Below are 25,233 nucleotides of genomic sequence, written 5' to 3'. Positions count from 1 at the left end.
TAAGGAGAATGTGCATATGGACTATAAAGATGCTTCGCTTCCCATTCAGGAACGGGTTCAGGATCTGATCGGACGGATGACAACGGCAGAGAAGATTGGACAACTCATTCAGCCGATGGGATGGAAGACGTATGATAAAGCAGCTGATGGTACAGTACAGGTGACGGAAGAGTTCAAAGCGGACATGGAACAGGGTGGTGTCGGCTCTCTGTATGGTGTACTTCGTGCCGATCCATGGACCGAAGTGACACTTGAGACGGGGCTGTCCCCACGGCAGGGAGCCGTCGCGACAAATGTCATTCAGCAGTATGCCATGGAGCATTCTCGGCTGGGCATTCCCATTTTGTTCGGAGAAGAGTGTTCCCATGGACATATGGCGATTGGAGCAACTGTGTTTCCTGTACCTTTAACAGTAGGCAGCACGTGGAACATGGAGTTATATCGCAGGATGTGTGAAGCTATCGCTGTGGAGACCCGGAGTCAGGGAGGAGCGGCAACCTACTCTCCAGTGCTTGATGTGGTGCGTGACCCGAGATGGGGGCGGACGGAGGAGTGTTTTGCCGAAGATCCCTACTTGATTAGTGAACTCGCAGTAGAAGCGATGAAGGGACTACAGGGTGATCGCCTCGATTCCAACCAGACGATTGTCGCGACACTCAAGCATTTTGCGGCTTATGGCAGCTCAGAGGGCGGGCGTAATGCAGCACCTGTGCATATGGGATTACGTGAATTGCATGAAATAGATCTGTTGCCGTTCAAAAAAGCAGTGGAAGCCGGAGCATGCTCTGTCATGACCGCGTATAACGAGATAGATGGCGTACCTTGCACGTCCAGTACGTATCTGCTGAATGACCTTCTGCGTGAGCAGTGGGGTTTTGATGGGTTTGTGATTACTGATTTTGGCGCCATTCAGATGCTGGTCCATGGACATAACACCGCCGAGAACGGGGAACAGGCCGTAGCGCAGTCCCTTCAGGCAGGGGTAGACATGGAAATGTCGGGGTATATGTACCGCAAACATCTCGGTCAGGCGTTGGAGCAGGGATTAATCGAAGAGAAGGATCTGGACTTGGCTGTGCGGCGGGTGCTGGAGATGAAATTCAGACTTGGGTTATTTGAAAAGCCTTTCGTTGATCCTGACTTTGCAGAACAGGTCATCGGATGTGAAGACCATACACAGCTGGCGAGGGAAGTTGCACAAGAGGGGATTGTTTTACTGAAAAATGAGGGAAATACTCTTCCGCTTGCCAAAACAGGTACAAAGCTAGCTGTCATTGGTCCGAACGCGAACCATATCTATAACCAGCTCGGGGACTATACCTCGCCACAGCCGAGAGAGCAGATCGTCACCGTACTGGATGGCATTACGCGCAAGCTTGGTGCGGATTCGGGTCAGGTGCTGTACGCACCCGGCTGCCGGATTAAAGGCGATTCCAGAGAGGGCTTTGCACAAGCGCTCGACTGTGCGGAACAGGCCGATGTCATCGTGATGGTGATGGGTGGTTCCAGCGCCCGCGATTTTGGTGAAGGTACGATCGACTTGCGGACAGGTGCGTCTGTGGTAACCGATGATCCATGGAACGACATGGAGTGTGGCGAGGGTATTGACCGGGCATCCCTGAATCTCATGGGTGTTCAATTGGAGCTGGTGCAGGAGGTACATAAGCTAGGGAAACCCGTTATTGTGGTCTATATTAACGGTCGCCCCATTGCTGAACCTTGGATTGATGAGCATGTCCATGCCATTGTGGAAGCGTGGTACCCTGGGCAGCAAGGTGGTAACGCCATCGCAGATATACTGTTCGGTGATGTCAATCCATCTGGCCGCCTTACCGTCTCCATTCCCAAGCATGTTGGGCAACTTCCGGTCTACTATCATGCCAAACGCACTCGTGGCAAGCGGTATTTGGAGATGGATCTTGCGCCGCAGTATCCGTTCGGATATGGACTGAGCTACACCGAATTCAAATACGAGAATGTAAGAGTAATGCCAGAAGTCATCGGCCCGGAAGATGAAGCTCAGGTGATGGTTGAAGTCACGAATACTGGCGCGGTTGCGGGAAGTGAGGTTGTGCAGTTGTATATCACCGATCTATCGGCTTCGGTCACGCGGGCTGAAATGTCACTGAAAGGTTTTCGTAAAATTCATCTGGAGCCAGGACAGACCCAGACCGTTACATTCCCTGTGCAAAAAGAACATCTCGCACTGGTCGACTCCCGTCTCCAGTCTGTCGTGGAACCGGGTGAATTCAGGCTCATGGTTGGCCGCAATTCGGCTGACTGGACCGCTTGCAGTCTGCATATCCAGAAAGTGGGGGTGGAGGTATGATTCGAATTCAACGATTCATCGAAGATCTGAAGCAGCGGCAATGGCTGGATACGATCGAGCTTCCGGCGTGGGAGATGCAGAGGGCCAGATACATTCGGCCAGGGGAATACGAGTACGAGCAGGGGTATGAAAATAAAGATGAGCAGGCAGACAAGGCCATGCAAAGCTTGAATCCGCTGAACAGCGTACATGGCACGACGTATTTTCTGAGCAAATGTGTGGATATTCCAGGTGAATGGCAAGATCAGGCCGTTGGGCTGATCTTCGAGGCCGGAGGGGAAGGGCTGCTGAAGGTGAATGGCATACCTTATCACGGGCTGGATCGAAATCACGGATTCGTACCCCTTCCGCGAAGTCGGGTAGGCAATACGCCGCAGTTGGAGATTGAACTCTACGATCCGATTCCAGAGCCGCATGATCCACTCAACCGACAAGCTGTTATTCAGCTGCCTATTCAGGGCATTCGGGCAGCATTGGTTCATATTAATCAGCCACTGCAGAGCCTGATGTACAGCGTGACGGTACTCGCTGAGTCGCTCCGGGCATATAACGAGAAGGAGCCCAAGCGGATGGCACTTGTTCAGGTCATTCACCAGGTGATGGATGAGATGTACAATGAACCGGACCGCTGGACGGATGCAGCATGGATACAGAACTTCGAACATGGATTAGTACAGTCGGTACAGCAGGAAGACCCGGAGGAATATCGAAGTGGCTTCATGCATCTGGTTGGACAATCCCACATTGATATTGCCTGGCTGTGGCCTGTACGTGAGACGGTTCGCAAGTCCAGTCGCACGTTCTCGACCATGTGTACGTTGATGGACACGTACCCGGATTTTGTGTATTCCCAGAGCCAGCCGCAGTTGTATGCTTTCGTTAAGGATCATTACCCGGAGCTGTACGAGCGAGTAAAAGCGCGAATAGCTGAAGGCCGCTGGGAGTTGGTTGGAGGCATGTGGGTGGAGCCGGATCTGAATATTCCGAGTGGCGAGTCGTTGGTTCGGCAGATTCTGTATGGACAGAACTTCTACCAGGCGGAGTTTGGCAAACGATCCAACATTGAGTGGTTGCCCGATACATTCGGCTACTGTGCTTCCTTACCGCAGATGCTGAAGCTTGCGGATATTCCTTATTTTATGACCACCAAGCTGAATTGGAATGATACTAATGCGTTCCCTTATGACCTCTTCGACTGGGTAGGCATTGATGGTACTTCGGTGCTGGCGTATCTGAACCATGGAGTGAATGAGCATACGCGTCCCAAAGATGTGGATGAACATTGGCAATCATTTAAACAAAAGGATGTGCACCCTGAGCAAATGTTGCTTTACGGACATGGCGATGGTGGTGGCGGCGTGACGAATGAAATGGTGGAGTTTGCGGAGCGATCCCACTTGATGGTGGGGCAGCCAATCAGCAAATTCAGCACAGCAGGTGCTTTTTTTGAAGATATATCGTTAAATAACCCGACGTTGCCAAAGTGGCACGGGGACTTGTACCTGGAGCTGCATCGCGGAACCTATACGACCCATGCAAGGAACAAACGTAGCAACCGTAAGGCAGAGGTATTGTACCGGGAAGCGGAGATCTGGGGGCAATTTGCCGGAGCTTGCGCCGCACACACGAAGAATGACCTAGATGAGGGATGGAAGCTGATCATGCTCAACCAATTCCATGACATTATTCCGGGAACGTCGATTCCTGAAGTATACGTAACGTCCACCGAGGAGTACACGAAGGTATTTGCATTAGGTACATCCGCACTGCGGGAAACGCTGGATAGCCTTGCGGAGAACATTGCAACAGATGAAGTCGATGGTCTGCCCTACATTATATTCAACAGCCTCGGCTGGGAACGTGGAGAAAATATCACCATTACAGGCGATGCCCACCTCGCCGGGATGGCTGCATTTGATCGTCATGGAAACCGTCTGGCTGTTGATCTGGTGCAAAAGGAAGACAAGTACACGCTGCTCGTGCATGTTCCATCGATTCCTGCTTTTGGGTATACAACCATATGGCTGCGCGAGGCATCGGATGTTATCCTTCCAGTAAGGGAAGAAGGACGCTTCCCGTCCACATGGGAAACCGAATTCTATACCCTTGAGTTCAATGACTTGGGAGAGATCACCCGATGGTATGACAAAACGGTAGGACGCGACTGGCTGAAGCCCGGTGATCGGGCGAATGAGTGGCAGTTTTTCCACGACAAACCGACGTACTGGGATGCCTGGGATATCGATCCACGGTTTGAATCCCAGCGAGCAGGTGCGGTGCAGTTGATCTCCAGAGAGATTGTACAGCACGGGGCTACGCGAGATGTACTGTGTTTTGTCTGGAAGCTGAATCAATCGGAGATCAGCCAGGATATCATTTTGCATCGTCACCAGCGGCGTGTTGACTTCCATACAAAAGTGAACTGGAATGAGAGTCATAAGCTGCTCAAGGTGGCATTTCCGGTGGATCTGGTGGCAGCCAAAGCAGCCTATGAAATCCCGTTTGGAGCGTTGGAGCGTCCAACCCATAACAACACCAGTTGGGAGCAGGCGCAGTTCGAGGTCTGTGGACATCGCTGGGCGGATATCTCGGAGGGCAACAGCGGTGTGAGTTTGCTGAATGATTGCAAGTACGGATACGACATCAAGGATCGTACGATCCGCCTGTCCCTGCTTCGTGCCCCGAAATGGCCGGATGAACATGCCGATCAAGGCGATCATAAATTTACGTATTCGATCCTGCCCCATCAGGGCGATTGGCGACAAGCCGCTGTCGTTCGCCGAGCGATGGAGCTGAATCATTCGATGGAGGTTGTGGCAGCGAACCCGTCTTCGGGTCACTTGCCAGCTGAACACGCTTGGGTTCAGTTCCACAGTGAACATGTCATTCTGGATGCAATCAAGCCTGCAGAAGACGGCTCGGGAACGGTGCTGCGTTTCTACGAATCCTCAGGAGGTCGGGAAACGGTGCAGGTTCAGTGGACTGAGAAGGAAATCAAGGCATCCATCATTAATCTGTTAGAGGATGAGATCCAACCTTTGCTTTGTCCAAACGGCACATTCGAACTGACCTTCAAACCGTATGAGATTAAGTCGGTGAAACTTGTTCCAATGAATCCAATTATGTAATCTTCAGGAGGTATGACATGAAATTAACGAATAAGATTGGTGTCATCGTGGATAGCTTTGGCGTAGGTGTACGGGAAGGGTTAAACAAGGCCAAAGACGTAGGTGCAGAAGGTGTGCAGATCTATGCCGTCAAGGGAGAGATGGACCCTGAAAATTTGACGCCTGCGGCGCGCAAAGAGCTGAAGAGTTACATTGATTCGCTGGGTCTTGAAATTTCAGCATTGGTTGGCGATCTGGGTGGACACGGGTTTCAGGTCAAGGAAGATAATCCGTGGAAAGTAGAGAAGTCCAAGCGGATCGTGGATCTGGCCCTCGATCTGGGCACCAACATCGTCACCACACATATCGGCATTGTTCCACATGACCCTTCATCGGAAGTTTATGCTACGCTACACGCTGCCTGTGAGGAGTTGGGCCAATACGCCAAAAGCGTGGGCGCATACTTTGCCATTGAAACAGGACCGGAAACGGCAGCTGACTTAAAAGGATTCCTGGATACGTTGTCGACCAACGGAGTATCAGTGAATTTTGACCCGGCGAATATGGTGATGGTGACCGGAGATGATCCGGCGCGGGGCGTTCATCTGCTTAAGGATTACATCGTACATACCCATGTGAAGGATGGTGTGCGGCTGAAGGAAGTTGACCCACGAGACGTATACGGAGCGGTCGGTTATGCGCCTATGGATCACGAAAAGATTGCCGAGATGGTCTCGTCCGGAACGTTCTTCCGTGAGGTGCCGCTGGGCGAGGGTGGCGTTGATTTTGACGGATACTTTGCAGCACTTCAGGAGATTGGTTACACCGGTTATCTGACGATTGAACGTGAGGTAGGCAATCAGCCGGAGCAGGACATTCGTAAGGCGGTTCAATTTATCCAACAATATCGATAGGGAGCTGAGCAGATGAAAGTGGGCCTGAGCACGTATAGTTTGTTGAACGATTTGAATTCCGGTGAGATGACGGTGCTGGATGTGATCGACTGGATTGCGGCAAACGGCGGGGAGCATATGGAGATGGTGCCTTACGGTTATACCGTGGAGGATAATCACGATCTGGCGGATGCGATTCGGGAACGGGCAGCGACTGCGGGTATTGAACTGTCCAACTACTCGATGCCAGCGAATTTCGTGCAGGAGACGGAAGAGGCGTTTGCAGAAGAGATGGCTCGGGTCAAAAGGCATGTGGATGTCGTACATCGGATGGGTGTAAAACATCTACGGCATGACGTCACGGCGTTTACCCTGCCAAAGGAGAAGATGACGATTGCCTGGTTCGAGGAACATCTGCCGCTGATGGTGAGGGGAAGCCAGATCATTGCGGACTATGCCGCGCAGTTTGGAATCACCACAACTATTGAGAATCACGGCTTCAGCGTGCAGGCGAGTGATCGGGTGCAGCGTGTTCTGCATGCTGTGGATCGCCCGAACTTCAGAACAACACTCGATATTGGCAACTTTATGTGCGTGGATGAGAATCCGATCATCGGCGTCATGAAAAATCTGCCGTACGCTTCTCTGGTCCACTTCAAAGATTTCTACTTCCGTCCTTATGATGAGCATCCGGGTGAGGGTGAGTGGTTCACGACAGCCTACGGCAACTTCTTGCGTGGGGCCATCGTTGGGCAAGGGGATATTCCGATCCGCAAAATTGTAAAGCTGATCAAAGACTCCGGCTATGATGGCAACATTACGGTGGAGTTCGAAGGCATGGAGGAATGCAAATCCGCATCCAAAATCGCCATGGACAACCTGCGCCGCTTCTGGGAAGAGGCGTAACGAATATCATAGAGAGATCATCAAGGGCCACGTTCAGACGTGGCTCTTTTTCTCATGTTACAGCAAGTGAAAAAGCCTATCAGAATATGGTTCTGCGCAAGGATTAAGTTACGAGCAGCACAAGTGTGGTATAATGGATATATTCAGCCTGATAATAACTGGCTATGGATAGGAGATGTCACTGATCTATGCAGGTATTCGAGGACTGGAATCAGAAAGTAAAGAGGACGTTTAATGCTACGAACCCAGAGGTAGTGTTGACGGTATCGGAAGCTGGAAGTTTGCTTGGTTTGACCAAAGACCAGATGAAACTGTACGTGGACAAGAACAAACTAACGAAGGTCCCGATCATGAGAAGTGTTCACCGATACCTCTTATTGAAAAGTGAAATAGATAACATCGTTCAAGCTCGATAACTTCATAGGATTGAACACAACCATTTTACCGACAGGATTCGGGAGAGTGGTCTTTTTTTTTACACTGCAAATGATCTCGATCAGATGGCTGAGCAGTATGGCGAAGCGGGGCGGAGCGCCTATATTCAGGCACGATTCGCATTTGATCTCATATGGCCCGTAGCCTATTTATTTCTATTGGTCGTTCTGTTATCGATACTCTATCGCGTGCTTCCGGTAAAGAGTCGCTGGCGCTGGGTGAATCTGATTCCGGTCTTAGGTTGGGCTATGGACATGCTTGAAAATATAGGTGCGTCTCTGATCATGTATCGTTATCCTGAACGTACGCCTGTGCTTGCTGAACTCACTCCGGTATTTACCTTGTTGAAATGGTGTCTGATCTATGCCAGTTTTGCAGCACTGGTTCCGGGTGTTCTGATCACAGCTCTCTATGATATACGCAAGCGAAAGAACTAGTGGAGAGAGGGATGGATTAAGAATATGTTGGTAACCCTAATCGTGTAACGGTCCGCAGAGATGAGTGGAGAAATATACGCTTGTCAAAGGACAACCTGTTCATATATACTCATGTCGCAAGTGGCGTGAATCGTATAATTACAAGAGCCCAAGGAGATGAAGAACGCATGTCGATCAGCTTGAATGTGTATCTGATAACAGATGGTAATGGACGTGAAGCGGTAGATTTTTATCAAAAGGCATTTGGAGCCGAAGTGCTCGCGCTTCAAACATTTGGTGACGGTCCATCTGACCCGAATCACCCCATCCCGCCAGAAGCAAAAGACCGTATTATGCATGCTTCTTTGCAGATTGGCAGCTCAGTATTAATGTTGTCCGACACATTTCCAGGCATGCCGTACACCATAGGTAATCATGTTAGTATTACTGTGAACACGGATACTGTGGATGAAGCCAAAGCAATTTTCGGCCAACTGGAAGATGGCGGCGTAGTGGAAATGGCGATACAAGAGACGTTCTGGAGTCCAGCCTACGGCACGGTTGTCGACAAATTCGGCGTACATTTTCAGATTAATGCTACGCCTGGACAAGCTTAAGAACGTACTCTTCGCTAATATAGCCTACAAATGGCAAAACCTCCGCGATCTGCTTCAGGCAGTCTTGGAGGTTTTTTTGTAATGACTCGTGATTAATTTTCCTTGATTAACCTTCCTTCTGAATCTTGGAAGGGTTGTTGATTTTATAGGGAACCGGGTTACGTGTCAGTTTCTTCTTGATAATTTTTGCCTCAAACGTGATGACATCTCCCACTTCCAGTTCTTGTTTCTTAACGGTGGCACTGTGGCTCGACCAGGCTTCCCCAACATCGATGACGTCTGGCTCCGTAATGGTAACTGCTTCATAGATGATGACTTCATCGTCATTGTCAGAGAAGTGATTTGGTACGGTGGTGAACTCTTTGACAACGGCACTCATCTTCACTTTACCTTCGGGCAGATCAATCTTAACGGTCTTGGCTTTGCTCGCTGTTTTGGTTTTGGGTTTGGCTTCACTGGCTGCCCCAGACTGAGGTCCAACATACTCTTCTACTAACCCATCCGGATCACCCTTCAGCCCCGAGGAGAATTCATCTGTGTCTGTGTCATCCGAATCATCCAGATCCGCAGGGATTTCATCCTGGTTAACCAGGGCATCTGGAGTTGGAGTGATATCAGCAGGAACGTCTGGTGCGACTGTATCTGAAGTTGTCGATTCTGTGATACGATCTAATCCGGCTGTGCCTATGCTTCTTGCGTTGTAACTGGACGCTTGCATTTCCTTTAGATACGACGGGTGAATGCAATGCTTTTGTCCATTATCCAGTTGAATAACGGCTGCCATGTGATCGACATATCCAATGATGGTGCACGGCATGTTTAATCCATTTCCTTTATAATAGAACGTTTTGAGTTTGGTCGCTTTACCAGAAAGCAAGCCCCACTCCTGACATTTCTCAATCAGCTCATCTTCGTTATCCAGCGCAATAAAATCTTGCGGTTCAATCATAAACGCGTATGTCATATGGAATTTCCGCCCTTCCAATCCATTCTTCATGTTCATCGTTTCCAAATTACAACCAGTGTATCACAAATGGGCATTTTGCATAAATCCAATCACTGAAATCTGTACCTGAAGATGAAGATTATCAACGCCTGCTCACAGAGGCCTATGCTATAATTTGATCAGAATATACGGTGGGAAGTTGTTACTATATATGTTGAACTAAAGATTATATACACAGACACTACGATGACAGAACAACCTTCCAATCGCTGTTATCCCCAGATTTTTCTGATTCCCTTTTCTAAAGGAAAATCCGGTGATAAACGCGACCGCTTCGCTTTTTCAGGTTTTTTCTGTCCTCTCCGTTATCGTGTAAATGGTTAGTTCAACTTATATAGCCTTGATATACATAGTTTAAGAAGGGAAGATCTGTATGGATAAAAAGGTGAATCATCAAGCCGTATGGCTGGCTATAGGTGTTGCGATGGGAGTCAGCATTGGTGCGGCTACGCAGCAGCTTGGACTCGGGATTGCTTTTGGCTTGGCGCTTGGCATTGTGATTGGTGCGGTGGTTAGCAAACGTGCGGGGTCAGACTCGGAACATATGCTCAGCGAACATGTCCGTGAATTGCACAAATCTGGTGACTGGGAAGACGCGCTTCATCGCTCGCAGGATCATCCGGTGCTTATCCTGAAACACAGCACGACTTGTTCAATCAGTGCGAGAGCGTACAGAGAGTTTATGGCGTTTGTAGGCACCAATGCATCAGATCCCAAACAACACATGGATTACCGCATCGTCAAAGTGATTGAAAATCGCTCGTTATCCCGTCACATTGCGGAGGAGACAGAGGTTCACCATGAGTCACCGCAGGTACTTCTGCTCGATCAGGGACAAGTCGTCAAACATACCTCCCATGGCAAAATCACGAAAAAGAGATTATTGCAGTGGGCACAGAATCCGTTTGGATGAAGTGTATGAGATAAGTTTACTTTAAAAATATCAAAAAAAATCATATCTTTGCACACGAACTTCGATTAAAATATAACTTGTCTTCATATTTATGAATCGGAGTGATCTATATGGAACAATATAAGTTCAAGTCGGAACATAGTCAGATGCTTGTTGATGCTATTGTTGAAGGATACCGCGAATATATTGATCACCGTAAAGATCGGAAGAGAAACATGAAGATTAGTTCAGCCTTTGCCTGGACAAAGGGAAATTTTATTGAGAGCAAAATCGCAGATTATTGCGGTGAACAAGGATTCACTCACAAGAAATCCAAAGCAGGTTTAACATGGGATTATCTCCAGTTCACACATGAAGAATCAAAAGTTCTGTTTCTGATAAAGAACGCAGCCTACTTTAATGAGCATAGTTTTTCCAGTGCCAAGTTACCTACGGGCGTTGACAACAAAGGTGCTTTCCGTACCTATTTACACGATCTCTCCAAGATTAATAACGATCTGGAATTTTTTTTGATTCAACCACGCCGTAATGAACATGGCGAGTTGGAGAGGGTTGAGCAACTTTCTTTTCCAATCTCAGAGAGTCAGGTCAGCCGTGTGAAAGAAGAACTTGAACATCTTGCATCTACATATAATGAGTTTCATATACTCACTTATGCTATTGATGATGCATATCAAATTTCGAAGGTTCAGCATTATCTGCCCAATCCGCATGATAATATAGCTTATTTTATAGAAGATTTGTCGGATCTGATCTCAGGTGCTGAGTTAAATGAGAGTGACCGTGAGGTACTTGCACCAGATATGGAAGATATCGTTGATCCGGCGGCTTATGATATCGAAATTTTGGAAGAAGAACAGCGAGGTTGATTCCTTGGTAGTTCGCAGTCCAGTAAGGAGGGAGCAGCATGTTCGTTGGTGAAAATTTGACCAATTTACGGATCATGCATGGATATTCGAGAAAGCAACTCTCCGAACAATTAGGTGTGACAGAACAAGCAGTCTGGCAATATGAAAATGCGTATACCTCTCCCAAAGTGCCAATTGTGAACGAGTTGAAACGCATTTTTAGTGTGAAAAGCAAGTATTTTTATGCAAAAGATATGTTAACAGAGCATATGAATTCCGCCAATATTGATGTCATGAACATCGCCTATCGTTCGAAAGTAATGAATGTCATCTCAAAGACACAGACAGAAGCAAAACATGTAGCATATCTAGATACGTTCATCAATTATATTACCGCTCAGATTAGCCTCCCCACGCTGAAGATCATCAAGCTGCGGGAAGAGGTCATTGAATACATGAATCACTCTGACGATGATCGTAAGACTCAGATCCATTATGTTGCCCAACTTGCGAGACAACGGCTGAATATGGAGCCATCCACGAATGAAAATCTAATGTTCTGGATTGAAAAAAGCGGTGTGTACGTTTTTGAGAAAGCAATTGGTGAAGAAATTGATGCGTACAGCCTGTGGACACGGAACGATCGTCCATTTATCATACTGGGCAACATCAAACGTTCCGCGGTTCGCAGGAATTTCGATATTGCACATGAACTTGGTCATTTGCTGCTTCATTATCGTCTTGAGTTTGTCAATCTGGATCGGAAAGAACATAAATTGATCGAGAATGAAGCCAATCTGTTTGCGGGTGCCTTTTTATTGCCTGAGGAAGAGTTCGCATTGGACATGAATGATATCACGCACAAGACAAATCCCGATCAGTATCTTGACTTAAAAAAGAAATGGAAGACTTCACTACAAGTGTTGGGATACAGAGCAGCACATCTAGGAATGATGGAAGCTAAGGATCATCGGAACTTCTATGCGGCGATGCACCGAAGAGGATATTTGGAAAGAGAGCCGTTCGACAGGGAGATTCCACTTCAAAAGCCGATGCGAATTAAAACCATTATTGACCTGCTTTCCAAGAAAGGTCTTGTGGATATCCGTTATATGATTGAGGAGGATTGGAAAGTGGAAACTACCTTCTTTCATCATATGACAGGAATAAACACGGACTTTTTTAACAAGTACATGACGAACAAGCCTGAAACTAGCATTCAAAATGTTAGGAAAATGCCTACACGCAGTTCTTGAAATGACGGGTAGGTAATAGATTGGCACGTAATGGATTGCTCCGTATAAAAATGATGATAGACCCGTTCTTTTCAGCCCAGAGCTGAGGAGATCGGGTCTTTTTTACGCTTTTTTTACACCTATGGAGGCATTTATTTACCCCTTTTTTACAGCGTTTCGTATTACGATTTTACATGTAGCAGTTGCAGAGAACGGTAGAGAGAGGGAGGAAGGGCGCATGGTGAATGATGCCACGATGATTGGATTGGTTGTGTTACTGTTTGCGGTGTTTTGGGGATTTGTGAAATTCTGCGAGAAGGCTTGAGGGTAGAGAGGGGGAGCGGAATGATTGTCATCGGCATGATTGTACTCGCACTGGTGATTTATCTCGGTTATGTGCTGGTGAAGCCAGAGAAATTCTGATGCTGACGATGTACGTAATGCGAACAAGGGAACGTTGAATAGGGAGGAAATGCGGATATGGGTATCGGTGTAGTGCAAGTAGCGGTGACGCTACTGATCATCCTGCTGCTGGTGAAACCGGTGGGAAAATATATAGTGAACGTGTTCGATGGACAGCGAACGGGGCTGGATCGCGTTTTTGGCGGGCCGGAGCGACTGCTCTATCGAGTGATGGGGGTACGAGAGAACGAGTCCATGGGGTGGAAAAAGTACCTCACGGCGGTTCTCCTCTCCAACTTTGTAATGTTGGTATTGATGTTTCTGGTGCTGCGACTGCAAAAATATTTACCGCTCAATCCGGATGGCATCGGCAATATGCCAGCGGCGCAGGCATTTAATACGGCCGTTTCGTTCATGACCAACACGAACTGGCAGTCGTATACGGGCGAGAACGCCTTGTCGTATCTGTCACAGATGCTGGCCGTGACGTTTCCGATGTTTACGTCGGCAGCAACGGGATTTGCGGTAGCTATTGCGTTCATTCGCGGGCTGGTAGGCCGCCGGGATGAACTGGGGAACTTTTACGTCGACCTTGTGCGGTCGATTACGAGAATTTTTTTACCGCTGAGTTTCATCGTGGCCCTGTTCCTTGTGTTCCAGGGTGTGCCTCAGACGCTCGCGGGAGCGGTGAACGCAACGACGCTTGAAGGTACACAGCAGACGATTACACGTGGACTGGTCGCCTCACTGGAGTCGATCAAACACATTGGTACCAACGGTGGCGGCTGGTTTGGAACCAATGCTGCACATCCATTCGAGAATCCGACGGCCCTGAGCAATCTGGTGCATATCGTCTGTATGATGCTGTTGCCAACGGCACTGGTATACGCCTTCGGCTTGATGGTCAATAACCGGAAGCAGGGTTGGGCATTGTTCGCAGCGATGAGTTTTCTTTTCCTTGTGATGTTGACCACCGTAGTTGTCTCCGAATATCGCGGTGTACCCGCGTTGGATGCAGCAGGCCTGCAAGGCAATATGGAGGGGAAAGAGGTCAGGTTTGGCATACCCGAATCGGCTTTATTCACGGCAGTCACAACAGCGGCTACTACAGGTTCGGTCAACAATATGCACGAGTCGCTCACTCCACTTGGAGGTATGGTATCACTGGCTCAGATGATGCTCAATAACGTGTTTGGGGGCAAAGGGGTAGGGCTGATCAACGGACTGTTGTATGTGATTCTGGCTGTGTTTATCTGTGGATTGATGGTGGGACGAACACCTGAGTTCCTGGGCAAAAAAATCGAGGGCAAAGAAGTGAAGCTCGCATCCATCGCCTTGCTCATTCATCCTTTGATTATCCTTGCGCCAACGGCACTCGCGCTTATGCGGCCTGAAGCTATTGCGTCCATCTCGAACGGGGGTATGCATGGTCTGACCGAAGTTCTCTATGCTTTTGCCTCGGGTGCAGCCAATAATGGATCGGCCTTTGCCGGACTGAATGCCAATACAGACTTTTACAACATCGCGATTGGTATCGTTATGCTGCTGGGAAGGTACGTTTCGATGATCGCCATGCTCGCTATCGCGGGTTCACTTGCTACGAAACGGGTTGTACCGGTAACCACGGGAACATTGCGGACACACACACCTCTGTTTGCTGGCATTCTGGTCATGATGATCGTTGTTGTCGGCGCACTCACATTCTTCCCGTCGCTTGCTCTTGGACCTATTGCAGAGCATCTGGCGATGATTCAATGAGGGATATGACAGGGAAACGACAGATGGATCAGCACAGGGACGTAACGTATGGAGGTGGCAGTGCACGATGAATGCAGTCGAACGAAAGAAGGAACAGACGATGCAACACATGGATACAGAAATGTATAGAACGAAGAGCAATGAGCCGGATAACAACCGCGGTCATATTCAACGTGATCCCGGATCAAAACGTTCGTTAAGCAAGGAGATGATACTTCAGGCTTCACTGGATGCATTCAAAAAGCTAAATCCGGTGGTCATGATCAAAAATCCGGTCATGTTTATTGTTGAGATTGGTACATTCATTACGCTCTTACTCTGCATCAATCCAGATCTCTTCACCGCATCTGAGGCTGGGCGCGGGTACAACATTGCCGTGTTTTTCATTTTGTTGTTCACGCTGCTGTTCGCTAATTTCGCGGAGGCACTTGCAGAAGGTAGAGGCAAGGCGCAGGCGGATACGTTACGCAAGACGAAGTCGGACACCATGGCCAATCTGGTGCAGAAGGATGGAACCATCCGGAAAGTGTCTTCGACCCAGTTGAAAAAAGGCGATATGGTCCGTGTGGAAGTCGGTGAACTGATCCCGACGGACGGTGAGATTGTGGAAGGCTTGGCCTCCATTGATGAATCGGCCATTACAGGAGAATCCGCCCCAGTCATCAAGGAAGCAGGAGGTGATTTCTCCTCGGTTACCGGAGGTACCCGCGTCGTGTCCGATTACATCGTCATGCGTGTTCAGACCGATCCGGGTGAGTCATTCCTTGACCGGATGATCTCTCTGGTTGAGGGTGCACAGCGCCAGAAAACACCTAATGAAATCGCGCTGACCACCCTGCTCGCCGTATTAACCCTGATCTTCTTAATCGTCATTCTGACGATGGTTCCGATGGCGAATTACCTGGGTATTCAATTGGATCTGGCGACATTGATCGCACTGCTCGTCTGCTTGATCCCAACCACAATTGGTGGATTGTTATCCGCCATTGGTATTGCCGGGATGGACCGTGTTACACAGTTCAATGTGCTCGCCATGTCAGGTAAAGCGGTGGAAGCAGCCGGGGATATCGACACCTTGATTCTGGACAAAACAGGAACAATCACATACGGAAACCGCATGGCATCTGAGTTTATTCCCGTTCAGGGCATTGCTTCGTCAGAGATGACGCAGGCTGCTTTACAGGCTTCTGTGCGAGATGAGACCCCGGAAGGACGTTCTGTTGTGGAACTGGCAGGCAAACAAGGCCAGAGCTGGGCTGAGACGGAGTATGCAAATGCGGAAAATGTGGAGTTCACGGCAGAGACCCGGATGTCCGGTCTCAATCTGAGTAGCGGAATGAAGATCCGCAAAGGTGCGGTGGATGCGATCAAACTTCATATTGCTTCCGAAGGAGGTCGTATACCGGGTGACCTGGATGAGATTGCAAATCGTATTGCGAAGGCGGGAGGCACGCCGCTTGCTGTTGCCATTGATGAACGAATCTACGGTGTGATCTATCTAAAAGACACTGTGAAGCCAGGTCTAAAAGAGAAGTTCGCTGAGATGCGCGCCATGGGCATTAAAACCATTATGTGTACAGGCGATAATCCGTTAACCGCAGCGACCATAGCGCTGGAAGCGGGTGTGGATGATTTTATTGCCGAAGCGAAGCCCGAAGACAAGATTGCTGCGATCAAAAAAGAGCAGCAGGAGGGCAAACTCGTCGCCATGACGGGCGATGGTACCAACGATGCTCCTGCTCTGGCGCAGGCCGATGTGGGCCTGGCGATGAATTCGGGCACCATGGCGGCCAAGGAAGCGGCCAACATGATTGACTTGGACTCTGACCCGACCAAGCTATTGTCGGTCGTCTCCATTGGCAAGCAGTTGCTGATTACACGCGGCGCACTCACAACCTTTTCGATATCCAATGATATCGCGAAATATTTTGCCATCATTCCAGCCATGTTCATTCTCGCCATGCCGCAGCTTCAGGCGCTAAATATTATGAATCTGGCTTCACCGCAGTCTGCAATCCTGTCGGCGCTTATCTTCAACGCCATTATTATTCCGCTGCTTATTCCCATCGCGATGAAAGGGGTTAAGTATCGGGCGATGTCAGCCGAAAGGTTGCTTGGCCGCAATGTGTTCATCTATGGCGTAGGCGGTGTGATTGTACCTTTTATCGGCATTAAGCTGATTGATATGGTTTTGTCGGGGATTCTTTAACGAGATAACAACGCTTATCAAAATTGTTCTTTTATCCTAATGAATTCAGGAAGTGATCTGTATGAACATGTTCTTGCCCGCCGTACGGCTATCCGTCGTGCTTATGCTGATATGCGGCCTAATCTACCCGCTTGTAACAACTGGTGTAGCCCAACTTCTCTTTCCTGCGCAGGCGAATGGCAGTCTGATTACGCAAGATGAGAAAATCATCGGCTCGTCACTGCTAGCACAGAAAATCCAATCGCCGGGGCTGTTCCAGCCCCGGGCATCAAATGCCGGTTATGACCCAACGGCTTCAGCCGGTTCAAATCGCGCCGTAGCTTCGGAGGAGTATATCGGCGAGATGAAGGAAAAGATTGCTCAGATTAGGCAGGAAAACCCGGGATTGAAGCAGATCCCTGCTGATCTCGTGACGGGATCAGGCTCTGGACTTGACCCGGATCTCTCTCCCGAAGCCGCTGAGGCACAGATCCCGCGCATTAGCGAAGCTACGGGGCTTAGTGAACAGCAACTTGTACAACTTGTAAATGAGCATACGGAAAGTCGTCAGATGGGTATATTCGGGGAACCGCGTGTGAATGTAACGGCTCTGAATCTGGCGCTGACAGCAGAACTGAACTAACGAATGAAGATATTAGCCTGCTCACGACATATCGTGAGGGGCTTTCTCCATTTTTTTCTTCATATTTTAAGACACGCTCTAATAAGAAAGGGGGAGAGGACGGATGGAAGACAGCTTCAAGCGCAAGTCACCAGAAGAGATGTTGAAGATGATTACGAAGCTGCAGCAGGGTACGCTTAAAATCTACATTGGCCCAGTCAGCGGATCAGGCAAAACGTATCACATGTTACGAGAAGGGAATACGTTGCGTGAGCAGGGCATTGATGTGGTCATCTGCGCCGTCTCCACAATGCGCAGACCGGAAACGGTGGAACAGCTTGGCGCACTCGAACGGATTCCAAGCATTCACTGGTTACGCCAGAGTGATGATACAGAGATGAAGGATCTGAACTTGGACGCACTATTGGCGCGTAATCCGGAGGTTGTGCTGGTAGATGGTTTGGCACATCGCAACAGAGAAGGCGCTCGGTATGCTACCCGGCTGGAGGACATTCACTTCTTGCTCCGAAACAACATTAGTGTCATGACAACGGTGAATGTGTATGAGTTGGAAGGGTATACCGAGTTGGCGCGGCAGCTCACCGGTATCGCAGTAGAACATACCGTACCTGCGGATACACTGGAACTTGCGGATGAAGTCAAGCTGATTGACGTCACGCCGGAAACCATACTGAGCCGTCTGGCAGAAGGTCATCTGAAGGGGCATGAGGGAGAAACTGTATTTCGTCAAGGCAATCTGGGTATTCTGCGCGAACTGGCACTGAGATTGGTGGCAGAAGGGGTGAATGAATCCCTGCGTGAGCATCGGGAGGAGATGGGAATTACCGTCACAACAGGCATCATGGAACGGATTCTGGTGTCCACGCAATATCATTGGAACGGCTCGATCTATATCCGGCGTGGACAACAGATTGCCAAACGGCTGAATGGTGATTTGTGCGCCGTGGTTTTTCGGAATATGAAGCAGCCATTAACCAAGGAGGCAACCGTATTTCGGCGGAATATGATCAAGCTGGTGGAGAAGTTTGGCGGCCATATGGAGGAGCTGTCAGTAATACACCGTCGCAACATCCCGTCTACGCTGGCGCGTTACGCAATGGAGCACCAGATTACCCGAATTGTGATGGGACACTCCCGGCGTACGCGCTGGCAGGAACTGTGGCAAGGGTCCGTTGTTAACTCGCTGTTACGCAGATTACGTGGTGTTGATCTGTTTCTGGTTGCTGATCGAGCGGCCAGGGAGGGTGAACGTGTGGTTCCGGCTAAAGTTAACGATGTGGAGTCGCTGACATACCGCAGACTAAGCGAGCAGGAAATGAAGGAACAGATTGGTCAGATTCAGCGCGGCACATTCAAAATATATATCGGTGCTGCACCAGGAGTAGGCAAAACCTACATGATGCTGCGGGAAGGCAATGATTTGCTCCGTAAGGGCATCGATGTGCAGATCGGCTTGCTGGAGACACATGGGCGGGCGGAAACCGTGGAGCAGATGGGTCACCTGTCTGTGATCCCTCGCGCACAGCGAGTGTATCAGGAGGCTCGTCTGGAAGAGATGGACACGGAGGGCATTCTGCGTCTTTGTCCGGAAGTGGTGCTTGTGGATGAACTTGCGCATACAAATGTGCCCGGAAGTGTCCGGCAAAAGCGTTATGAAGATGTCCTGCTCCTGCTGAATGCAGGCATCTCGGTGATTACCACAATGAATGTACAGCATCTCGAAAGTCTGAATGATGCCGTTGAACATATTACCGGTGTTCGTGTCCGCGAGACCGTACCCGATCGGATCATTCAGATGGCAGATGAGGTGCAGTTGATTGATGTGGCGCCTCAGGCCTTGCGGCAGCGCATGAGGGAGGGTAAAATCTATGCAACTGCCAAGGTCGAGCAAGCCCTTGCGAATTTCTTCAAAATTGGCAATCTGATTGCCTTGCGAGAACTTGCTCTGCGCGAGCTGGCGGACGATGTCGATGAACGGCTTGAAGCACAGCAGGCCAAAATTGCACTTCGAGGACCTTGGCGCAGACAGGAAGCGGTCTTTGTATGTGTAAGCAGTGATCGTCATGCCGAGCGGCTGATCCGGCGCGGATTCCGCATGGCTTTTCGTCTAAAAGCCATCTGGCATGTACATCATATCCACATCGGTGAGTCCATGAGTGACGAATTTAAGTGCCATCTGGAAGCGTTGGAGCAGCTGACGATTCGGCTTGGTGGTCAATTTCATATTCATCACAGTCCAAGGCTGCGCGATGTACCTGAGATTTTGGCAAGAAAGGCATCGGAGGCAAGAGCAACCCAGTTGGTGGTCGGGCAGGCAAGACGGGTGTGGTGGCTGAATGGCTACCGCGGCTCAGGTTCGGTGGTGAACCGACTTGTACGCTTGTCGCGGCATCTGGATGTATTGATCGTTGCAGATTACGATTATGAACCGAGCGGGATGTGAATGGATATTGTCTGAACGAATAAAAAAAGAAACGCAGGCATCCCATGGAAAACGGGTTCCGGCATATGTATGGGTGACCCTTGGGGTGACTCTGCTAACTTTGCTGCTTCATGCCATCGGTATGAGTGGCGATCTGGTTAATGTAGCACTTGTATACCTATTTCCTGTATTGGTGAGTGCCGTGTATTGGGGAATGGGGCCAGCTATATATGCCGCGAGTTTTAGCGTCATTATGTTTGACTTCTTTTTTGTACCGCCATATTTGAGCTTTACGGTTGAAGACTTGAGATATCTCATTTCCTTTGTCGTGTATCTTGCGGTGGCGATCCTGACAGCCAGTCTTGCAGGTCGATTGCGACAACAGCTGGAGATGGTAAAAGCACGCGAGGCCACGACTAACTCCCTGTACGCATTGAGTCGTCAGATGACAGCCATTACGGATCTGAATACGTTGCTGGTTAACATTGCAACCCAGGTTTCGCTCACCTTGGGCAAGCCAGCAGCTGTGTATCTTCCGGATGGACAGGGGGATCTGCTGGTTACAAGCTCTTCCACATCCGCATCAGAAGGGGAAAAGGATGGCTGGGGAGATGGAGAGTCGGAGGTTGCCATTGCCAAATGGGTATATCATCACGGACAGATCGCAGGTAAGGGATCATCCGCTTTACGGGAATCTCCCGGACTTTACGTACCGCTACGCACAGAGGAGCAGATTCATGGCGTGCTCGCCGTGAGCATGGACGCTGGTGAAGTTCATGAGCAGCAAGAACAGCTTCGTCTGTTGGAGGCATGCGGTGGACTGGCCGCAGGTGCCATTGCCCGAGTGAAGCTGGCGGAAGAGGCTCGATTGGCGCAGATCACTGCCGAATCGGAGCGCATACGTACAGCGCTGCTGGACTCGGTCTCTCATGAATTGCGTACGCCCCTAACCGCCATTATCGGCTCGGCTACGGGATTGTTGGAGAACGATACTCTTTTTACACCCGAGGATCGGAGAGAATTAACAGGCAACATTCGGGATGGGGCCTTACGCATGAATCGTCTCGTCACGAATCTGCTGGGTATGGTCCGGCTGGAGAGCGGCATGTTGCAGCTGAACCGGAAATGGTGTGACGTGGGAGACATAATCAGCGTTGTACTGACACAGGTTCGGGAATTCAGTCCGCATCCCAACATTCAGGTTGAACTGCCTGATGATCCGGCATTTATCTACGGAGATGAAGTATTACTGGAGCAGGTACTGGTGAATATCTTCAGCAACGCCATCAAATATTCGCCCGGTGAGAGCCAGATTGTCATCACTGTGACGAGTGATAAGAGTTCAAGTCAATTGAAGATCTGGGTAGCTGATCAAGGCATCGGTATACCGGAAGCAGAAAGATTGCGTATATTTGATAAGTTCTATCGCTCGGAGTCGACTCAGCATGTCACAGGAACGGGGCTTGGTCTGGCGATCTGCAAAGGCATTGTGGAAGTCCACGGAGGTACCATTGTGGCAGAGCCGAATCCGGGCGGGGGTACGAGAATACGCATAGATATCCCCATGGAGGCTCACGGATCGCGGTTTCCCTATTCAGAACAAGGAGAGGTTGAAGAATAACATGAACGCACCACTAGGGGCTCGCATACTGGTGATCGATGATGAGCCGCAGATTCGCAAATTGCTCAAGGTTACCCTTCAGGCACACCAATTTGAACTCCACGAGTGTGGGGATGGCGAAGAGGGCGTTATTCAGGCCAGTATTGTACATCCGGATCTGATCATCCTTGATCTTGGTTTGTCGGGCATGTCTGGTATGGAGGTGCTTCGCCGGATTCGTGAATGGTCACAGGTACCGATTATTGTGCTGACAGCGAAGGATCAGGAGGGAGACAAAATTGCCGCGTTGGATGCTGGTGCAGATGATTATGTGACCAAACCATTCGGAATGGGTGAGTTGGTCGCCCGTATTCGAGTGGCGCTGCGTCATGTAGCCAAAACAACGGATGAGCCAATACTGCGCTTTGGATCACTCACGATTGATCTGGCCCAAAGGCAGGTCGAACTGGAGGGGACTTTGGTCAAATTAACTCCAACGGAATATGAGATGCTGAAGGTGCTTGCCTCCAATGCAGGAAAAATCATCACTCAGCGCCAGCTTTTGCAGCAAGTATGGGGAGGGCATCATCATGAGTCCGACAGCCATTATCTTCGGGTATATGTAGGACATCTGCGCAAAAAATTAAATGAAGATCCAACGAATCCGCGATATATTCAGACGGAGCCTGGCATTGGTTATCGCTTTTTGCTCCCTGCCGAATAACGTTTAAGAGAGCGGGACATTTCTTAACCATGATGTGATGCACCATTCAGCGGGTGAGCGCTATGGAAAGAACAAAACACCGTCCCCTTTAGCTGCAAAGGAAACGGTGCTTTTATATTATGACGTGTATTTTGGCAACCAGTCGCCGTGAGCCTCAATCAACTCATCACACATCGCTACGATGTCATCGATAGACAGCTCCGCAGCCGTATGTGGATCAAGCATGGCGGCATGATAGATATGTTCTTTTTTGCCAGTGATTGCCGCTTCAATTGTCAGCAGTTGCGTGTTGATGTTTGTCCGGTTCAAAGCCGCGAGTTGTGGAGGCAGATCCCCAATATACGTAGGGCTGATCCCTGATCCATCCACTAAACAAGGTACCTCGACACATGCTTCACGCGGCAGGTTCGTAATCAGTCCGTTGTTCATGACGTTGCCGCCAATCTTGTACGGGTTATTCGTCTCCATCGCTTCGATAATATGCGATGCGTATTCACGGCTGCGGGTATGTTCAATATTTTCGCTGGCAAACAGCTTGGTACGCATTTCTTTCCAGCCCTCAATCTGGTTCACACAGCGGCGTGGATACTCATCGAGTGGAATGTTGAAGCGTTCAATCAGCTCCGGGTAATTCCGCTTGATGAAGTAAGGGTGGTACTCGGCATTGTGTTCGGAGGATTCCGTTACATAATAGCCAAAACGCTGCATCAACTCATAACGAACCATGTCGTCATGCTGTTCTTTCTGTTTTTCCTTCGCCAGACGTTTAATCTCGGGGTATAGATCCTGCCCGTCTTTGGTAACTTCGAGCAGCCACGCCATGTGATTGATCCCTGCAATCTTAGCCACGACACCTGTCTGATCGATCCCCAGTGCATCAAACAGATGTGGTACACATACCTGCACACTATGACACAAACCTACGGTGTTGATCCCACCATGTACATTCATGACGTTGGTAAGCACGGCCATCGGGTTGGTGTAGTTCAGGAACCATGCATCCGGACATACTTCCTGCATATCTCGGGCAAAATCCAGCATAACCGGAATCGTCCGCAGATTACGGAAAATTCCGCCGATACCGAGTGTATCTGCAATCGTTTGACGCAGTCCGTATTTCTTCGGAATCTCAAAGTCCGTAATGGTACATGGATCATATCCACCGACCTGGATAGCGTTGATGACATATTTGGCCCCGCGCAGCGCTTCTTTGCGGTCATGATATACGTTCACGACGCAACGACTTCCGAGTGAACGGGCCAGACTGGTCAGCAAACGCTCTGAATCGCTCAAACGTTCAGCATCGATATCAAACAATGCCAGCTCAAAATCCTGCAGTGCTTCGGTCATCATGACATCACCCAATACATTTTTAACAAAGACGGTGCTTCCTGCACCGAGAAACGTAATTTTGTTCATCTTAAGTTCAGCCTCCCTGAAAAATGTTGTACCCCAACTATAGGCCGATTCGGCACATATAACTATGGCTCAACCCCTTTCAAACATGGTATAATCCCATTTTTGTTGCCGCTTTCAACTAATAATTATGTACTTTAGCTGTTATAATTTAATTAGATATACAGATGGTGAACCGCGGAAGGAAATAAGGAGGGTGGGCGAAAAAGTGAGTCGCATTGAGATGAATGTGGTTCCCGCAGGCTGGACACAGATGGAGCTGATTTTGTTGTTTTTTGGGTGGGAGGCATGTGAGCCTGCGCATTATTGGGGACCGGGTGTACGTGATTCTTACATTGTGCACTACATCCATGAAGGACGGGGCACCGTGTACATGGGCGATCAGGAATACAAGCTTAGCGAGGGACAGGGTTTTGTCATTCTCCCGGACACACTTATTCATTATGAGGCAGATCCGCAGGAGCCATGGACGTATTCGTGGTTTGGTTTTAAAGGCGTACAAGCCAAAGCATTCATGCAACGTGCCCAATTGAGCCCGGAGCGCCCGATATATGATGCCCAGGATACGAATACGATGGAACAGTTGTATACAGAGATGGTCCAGGCTTCCACGCGTCCGGGAGGCGATGTGATGAATCAGAGTCTCTTGTACCGCTTGATGGCAGAATTAATCTCTTCTTCGCCTGTGGAGGAAGAAATAGGGCAGCTCCTTTCGAACAAAGAGACGTACATCCGGCAGGCGGTGCAGTTCATGGAGAACAGGTACAGCCAGCGAACCTCCATTCTGGATATTGCCCAAGCTGTGGGGCTGGATCGCACGTATCTATCGGGATTGTTCAAAGAGCGATATGGCATGTCGCTACAGTCCTTTTTCCTGGAGTACCGTATGAATCGTGCTGCCGAACTTCTTCAGAATCCAGGACTGTCGGTCAGTGAAGTGGCGCACTCTGTTGGCTATACGGATCCATTATTATTTTCCAAGATGTTTAAGCGTGTGACGGGTGTGTCTCCAAAGGGTTCGAGAAATCGAGATTAGACGCACCTAGTGCTTCAAATTTAAAAGAAAAGTTTTGATCATTAAACGTTGTCCCGCTATACTGATACAGAAGTGTAATTGAATATGTGGAACTTGGTGCTTTGCCCGTCAGGGTAGAAGCTTAATAGGGAAGTCCGGTGTAATACCGGCGCGGTCCCGCCACTGTAACAGAGGAGTCAGGTAGCGATAATCCACTGGTTTAAGCCGGGAAGGAGCTGCAAGTGACGATGATTCTGGAGCCAGGAGACCTGCCAGGTTTAACAAACACAGTAGTACCCTACGGGAGATAGGAAGGTGTTTAGAGAGCATGATTTTTTCTGAAAATCTGTTTATTTAAGG

General features: G+C 49.3%; 20 protein-coding genes and 1 riboswitch. Of the genes, 18 read left to right on the top strand and 2 right to left on the bottom strand.

All coding sequences use genetic code 11. From position 1 onward, the window contains the following. The first annotated feature begins 16 nt into the window (after nucleotides 1-16). The 7 genes from QVE09_RS25325 to QVE09_RS25295 all read left to right on the top strand — a co-directional run bounded on the left by QVE09_RS25325 (nucleotide 17) and on the right by QVE09_RS25295 (nucleotide 8,703). The gene (locus tag QVE09_RS25325; protein WP_315939053.1) at nucleotides 17-2,329 is read left to right on the top strand and encodes a glycoside hydrolase family 3 N-terminal domain-containing protein; all 2,313 of its coding nucleotides are present in this window, start codon (nucleotides 17-19) and stop codon (nucleotides 2,327-2,329) included. Then, nucleotides 2,326-5,457, top strand: coding sequence for an alpha-mannosidase (locus QVE09_RS25320; RefSeq protein WP_315939052.1), 3,132 nt, complete (start codon nucleotides 2,326-2,328; stop codon nucleotides 5,455-5,457). The genes QVE09_RS25325 and QVE09_RS25320 overlap by 4 nt, the downstream gene beginning before the upstream one ends. Nucleotides 5,458-5,474: 17 nt before the next feature. Then, complete coding sequence (locus QVE09_RS25315; RefSeq protein ID WP_315939051.1) at nucleotides 5,475-6,350, top strand: sugar phosphate isomerase/epimerase family protein; 876 nt, start codon at nucleotides 5,475-5,477, stop codon at nucleotides 6,348-6,350. 12 nt (nucleotides 6,351-6,362) lie between these two features. Continuing rightward, nucleotides 6,363-7,235, top strand: a complete 873-nt coding sequence (locus tag QVE09_RS25310; RefSeq protein ID WP_315939050.1) for a sugar phosphate isomerase/epimerase family protein — start codon at nucleotides 6,363-6,365, stop codon at nucleotides 7,233-7,235. Between the two features lie 188 nt (nucleotides 7,236-7,423). After that, a complete protein-coding gene (locus QVE09_RS25305; RefSeq protein ID WP_017691180.1) occupies nucleotides 7,424-7,651 on the top strand; it encodes a hypothetical protein in 228 nt (75 codons plus the stop codon). Between the two features lie 84 nt (nucleotides 7,652-7,735). After that, nucleotides 7,736-8,107 (top strand): hypothetical protein, encoded by a 372-nt coding sequence (locus tag QVE09_RS25300; protein ID WP_315939049.1) that lies wholly within the window; start codon nucleotides 7,736-7,738, stop codon nucleotides 8,105-8,107. Between the two features lie 167 nt (nucleotides 8,108-8,274). After that, nucleotides 8,275-8,703: a VOC family protein gene (locus tag QVE09_RS25295; protein ID WP_315939124.1), complete on the top strand. Its 429-nt coding sequence runs from the start codon at nucleotides 8,275-8,277 to the stop codon at nucleotides 8,701-8,703. Between the two features lie 106 nt (nucleotides 8,704-8,809). On the opposite strand, the gene QVE09_RS25290 is transcribed toward QVE09_RS25295, so the two are convergent. Beyond that, nucleotides 8,810-9,667 (bottom strand): hypothetical protein, encoded by an 858-nt coding sequence (locus QVE09_RS25290; RefSeq protein ID WP_315939048.1) that lies wholly within the window; start codon nucleotides 9,665-9,667, stop codon nucleotides 8,810-8,812. A gap of 415 nt (nucleotides 9,668-10,082) precedes the next feature. Between QVE09_RS25290 and ytxJ the strand changes: the two genes are divergently transcribed. The 10 genes from ytxJ (at nucleotide 10,083) to QVE09_RS25245 (ending at nucleotide 22,442) form a co-directional block, all read left to right on the top strand. Next, on the top strand, nucleotides 10,083-10,622 hold the full coding sequence (gene ytxJ, locus QVE09_RS25285; RefSeq protein WP_315939047.1) for a bacillithiol system redox-active protein YtxJ: 540 nt from the start codon (nucleotides 10,083-10,085) through the stop codon (nucleotides 10,620-10,622). Nucleotides 10,623-10,732: 110 nt separating this feature from the next. Continuing rightward, the gene (locus QVE09_RS25280; RefSeq protein WP_315939046.1) at nucleotides 10,733-11,491 is read left to right on the top strand and encodes a spr1630 family ClpXP-sensitive toxin; all 759 of its coding nucleotides are present in this window, start codon (nucleotides 10,733-10,735) and stop codon (nucleotides 11,489-11,491) included. Between the two features lie 38 nt (nucleotides 11,492-11,529). After that, complete coding sequence (locus tag QVE09_RS25275; protein WP_315939045.1) at nucleotides 11,530-12,726, top strand: spr1629 family repressor/antitoxin; 1,197 nt, start codon at nucleotides 11,530-11,532, stop codon at nucleotides 12,724-12,726. Nucleotides 12,727-13,050: 324 nt separating this feature from the next. Continuing rightward, nucleotides 13,051-13,128: a potassium-transporting ATPase subunit F gene (locus tag QVE09_RS31585; RefSeq protein ID WP_074096687.1), complete on the top strand. Its 78-nt coding sequence runs from the start codon at nucleotides 13,051-13,053 to the stop codon at nucleotides 13,126-13,128. Nucleotides 13,129-13,191: 63 nt separating this feature from the next. Continuing rightward, nucleotides 13,192-14,865: a potassium-transporting ATPase subunit KdpA gene (gene kdpA / locus QVE09_RS25270; protein ID WP_315939123.1), complete on the top strand. Its 1,674-nt coding sequence runs from the start codon at nucleotides 13,192-13,194 to the stop codon at nucleotides 14,863-14,865. A 208-nt stretch (nucleotides 14,866-15,073) separates the two neighbouring features. Beyond that, complete coding sequence (kdpB, locus tag QVE09_RS25265; protein WP_315939122.1) at nucleotides 15,074-17,074, top strand: potassium-transporting ATPase subunit KdpB; 2,001 nt, start codon at nucleotides 15,074-15,076, stop codon at nucleotides 17,072-17,074. 61 nt (nucleotides 17,075-17,135) lie between these two features. Then, on the top strand, nucleotides 17,136-17,696 hold the full coding sequence (gene kdpC / locus QVE09_RS25260; RefSeq protein WP_315939044.1) for a potassium-transporting ATPase subunit KdpC: 561 nt from the start codon (nucleotides 17,136-17,138) through the stop codon (nucleotides 17,694-17,696). A gap of 103 nt (nucleotides 17,697-17,799) precedes the next feature. Beyond that, nucleotides 17,800-20,139: a histidine kinase gene (locus tag QVE09_RS25255; RefSeq protein ID WP_315939043.1), complete on the top strand. Its 2,340-nt coding sequence runs from the start codon at nucleotides 17,800-17,802 to the stop codon at nucleotides 20,137-20,139. A gap of 7 nt (nucleotides 20,140-20,146) precedes the next feature. Then, a complete protein-coding gene (locus QVE09_RS25250; protein WP_315939042.1) occupies nucleotides 20,147-21,739 on the top strand; it encodes an ATP-binding protein in 1,593 nt (530 codons plus the stop codon). 1 nt (nucleotide 21,740) lies between these two features. Then, the gene (locus tag QVE09_RS25245) at nucleotides 21,741-22,442 is read left to right on the top strand and encodes a response regulator (protein ID WP_315939041.1); all 702 of its coding nucleotides are present in this window, start codon (nucleotides 21,741-21,743) and stop codon (nucleotides 22,440-22,442) included. Between the two features lie 117 nt (nucleotides 22,443-22,559). Here the strand turns inward: QVE09_RS25245 and melA are convergent, their stop codons facing one another. Then, on the bottom strand, nucleotides 22,560-23,861 hold the full coding sequence (gene melA / locus QVE09_RS25240; protein WP_315939040.1) for an alpha-glucosidase/alpha-galactosidase: 1,302 nt from the start codon (nucleotides 23,859-23,861) through the stop codon (nucleotides 22,560-22,562). 205 nt (nucleotides 23,862-24,066) lie between these two features. Between melA and QVE09_RS25235 the strand changes: the two genes are divergently transcribed. Further along, nucleotides 24,067-24,894, top strand: coding sequence for an AraC family ligand binding domain-containing protein (locus tag QVE09_RS25235; RefSeq protein ID WP_315939039.1), 828 nt, complete (start codon nucleotides 24,067-24,069; stop codon nucleotides 24,892-24,894). A gap of 77 nt (nucleotides 24,895-24,971) precedes the next feature. After that, nucleotides 24,972-25,164, top strand: a riboswitch (cobalamin riboswitch). Nucleotides 25,165-25,233 lie beyond the last annotated feature (69 nt).

Origin of the sequence: Paenibacillus sp. ClWae2A, from assembly GCF_032452295.1 — a bacterium.
Lineage (GTDB): Bacteria > Bacillota > Bacilli > Paenibacillales > Paenibacillaceae > Paenibacillus.
This window is presented reverse-complemented; position numbering and strand designations above follow the sequence as displayed.

Excerpts from the sequence above, each read along its gene's own strand:
- QVE09_RS25325 (WP_315939053.1), top strand. The coding sequence starts at position 17 with ATGGACTATAAAGATGCTTCGCTTCCCATTCAGGAACGGGTTCAGGAT.
- QVE09_RS25320 (WP_315939052.1), top strand. The coding sequence starts at position 2,326 with ATGATTCGAATTCAACGATTCATCGAAGATCTGAAGCAGCGGCAATGG.
- QVE09_RS25315 (WP_315939051.1), top strand. The coding sequence starts at position 5,475 with ATGAAATTAACGAATAAGATTGGTGTCATCGTGGATAGCTTTGGCGTA.
- QVE09_RS25310 (WP_315939050.1), top strand. The coding sequence starts at position 6,363 with ATGAAAGTGGGCCTGAGCACGTATAGTTTGTTGAACGATTTGAATTCC.
- QVE09_RS25305 (WP_017691180.1), top strand. The coding sequence starts at position 7,424 with ATGCAGGTATTCGAGGACTGGAATCAGAAAGTAAAGAGGACGTTTAAT.
- QVE09_RS25300 (WP_315939049.1), top strand. The coding sequence starts at position 7,736 with ATGGCTGAGCAGTATGGCGAAGCGGGGCGGAGCGCCTATATTCAGGCA.
- QVE09_RS25295 (WP_315939124.1), top strand. The coding sequence starts at position 8,275 with ATGTCGATCAGCTTGAATGTGTATCTGATAACAGATGGTAATGGACGT.
- QVE09_RS25290 (WP_315939048.1), bottom strand. The coding sequence starts at position 9,667 with ATGACATACGCGTTTATGATTGAACCGCAAGATTTTATTGCGCTGGAT.
- ytxJ (WP_315939047.1), top strand. The coding sequence starts at position 10,083 with ATGGATAAAAAGGTGAATCATCAAGCCGTATGGCTGGCTATAGGTGTT.
- QVE09_RS25280 (WP_315939046.1), top strand. The coding sequence starts at position 10,733 with ATGGAACAATATAAGTTCAAGTCGGAACATAGTCAGATGCTTGTTGAT.
- QVE09_RS25275 (WP_315939045.1), top strand. The coding sequence starts at position 11,530 with ATGTTCGTTGGTGAAAATTTGACCAATTTACGGATCATGCATGGATAT.
- QVE09_RS31585 (WP_074096687.1), top strand. The coding sequence starts at position 13,051 with ATGATTGTCATCGGCATGATTGTACTCGCACTGGTGATTTATCTCGGT.
- kdpB (WP_315939122.1), top strand. The coding sequence starts at position 15,074 with ATGATACTTCAGGCTTCACTGGATGCATTCAAAAAGCTAAATCCGGTG.
- kdpC (WP_315939044.1), top strand. The coding sequence starts at position 17,136 with ATGAACATGTTCTTGCCCGCCGTACGGCTATCCGTCGTGCTTATGCTG.
- QVE09_RS25255 (WP_315939043.1), top strand. The coding sequence starts at position 17,800 with ATGGAAGACAGCTTCAAGCGCAAGTCACCAGAAGAGATGTTGAAGATG.
- QVE09_RS25245 (WP_315939041.1), top strand. The coding sequence starts at position 21,741 with ATGAACGCACCACTAGGGGCTCGCATACTGGTGATCGATGATGAGCCG.
- melA (WP_315939040.1), bottom strand. The coding sequence starts at position 23,861 with ATGAACAAAATTACGTTTCTCGGTGCAGGAAGCACCGTCTTTGTTAAA.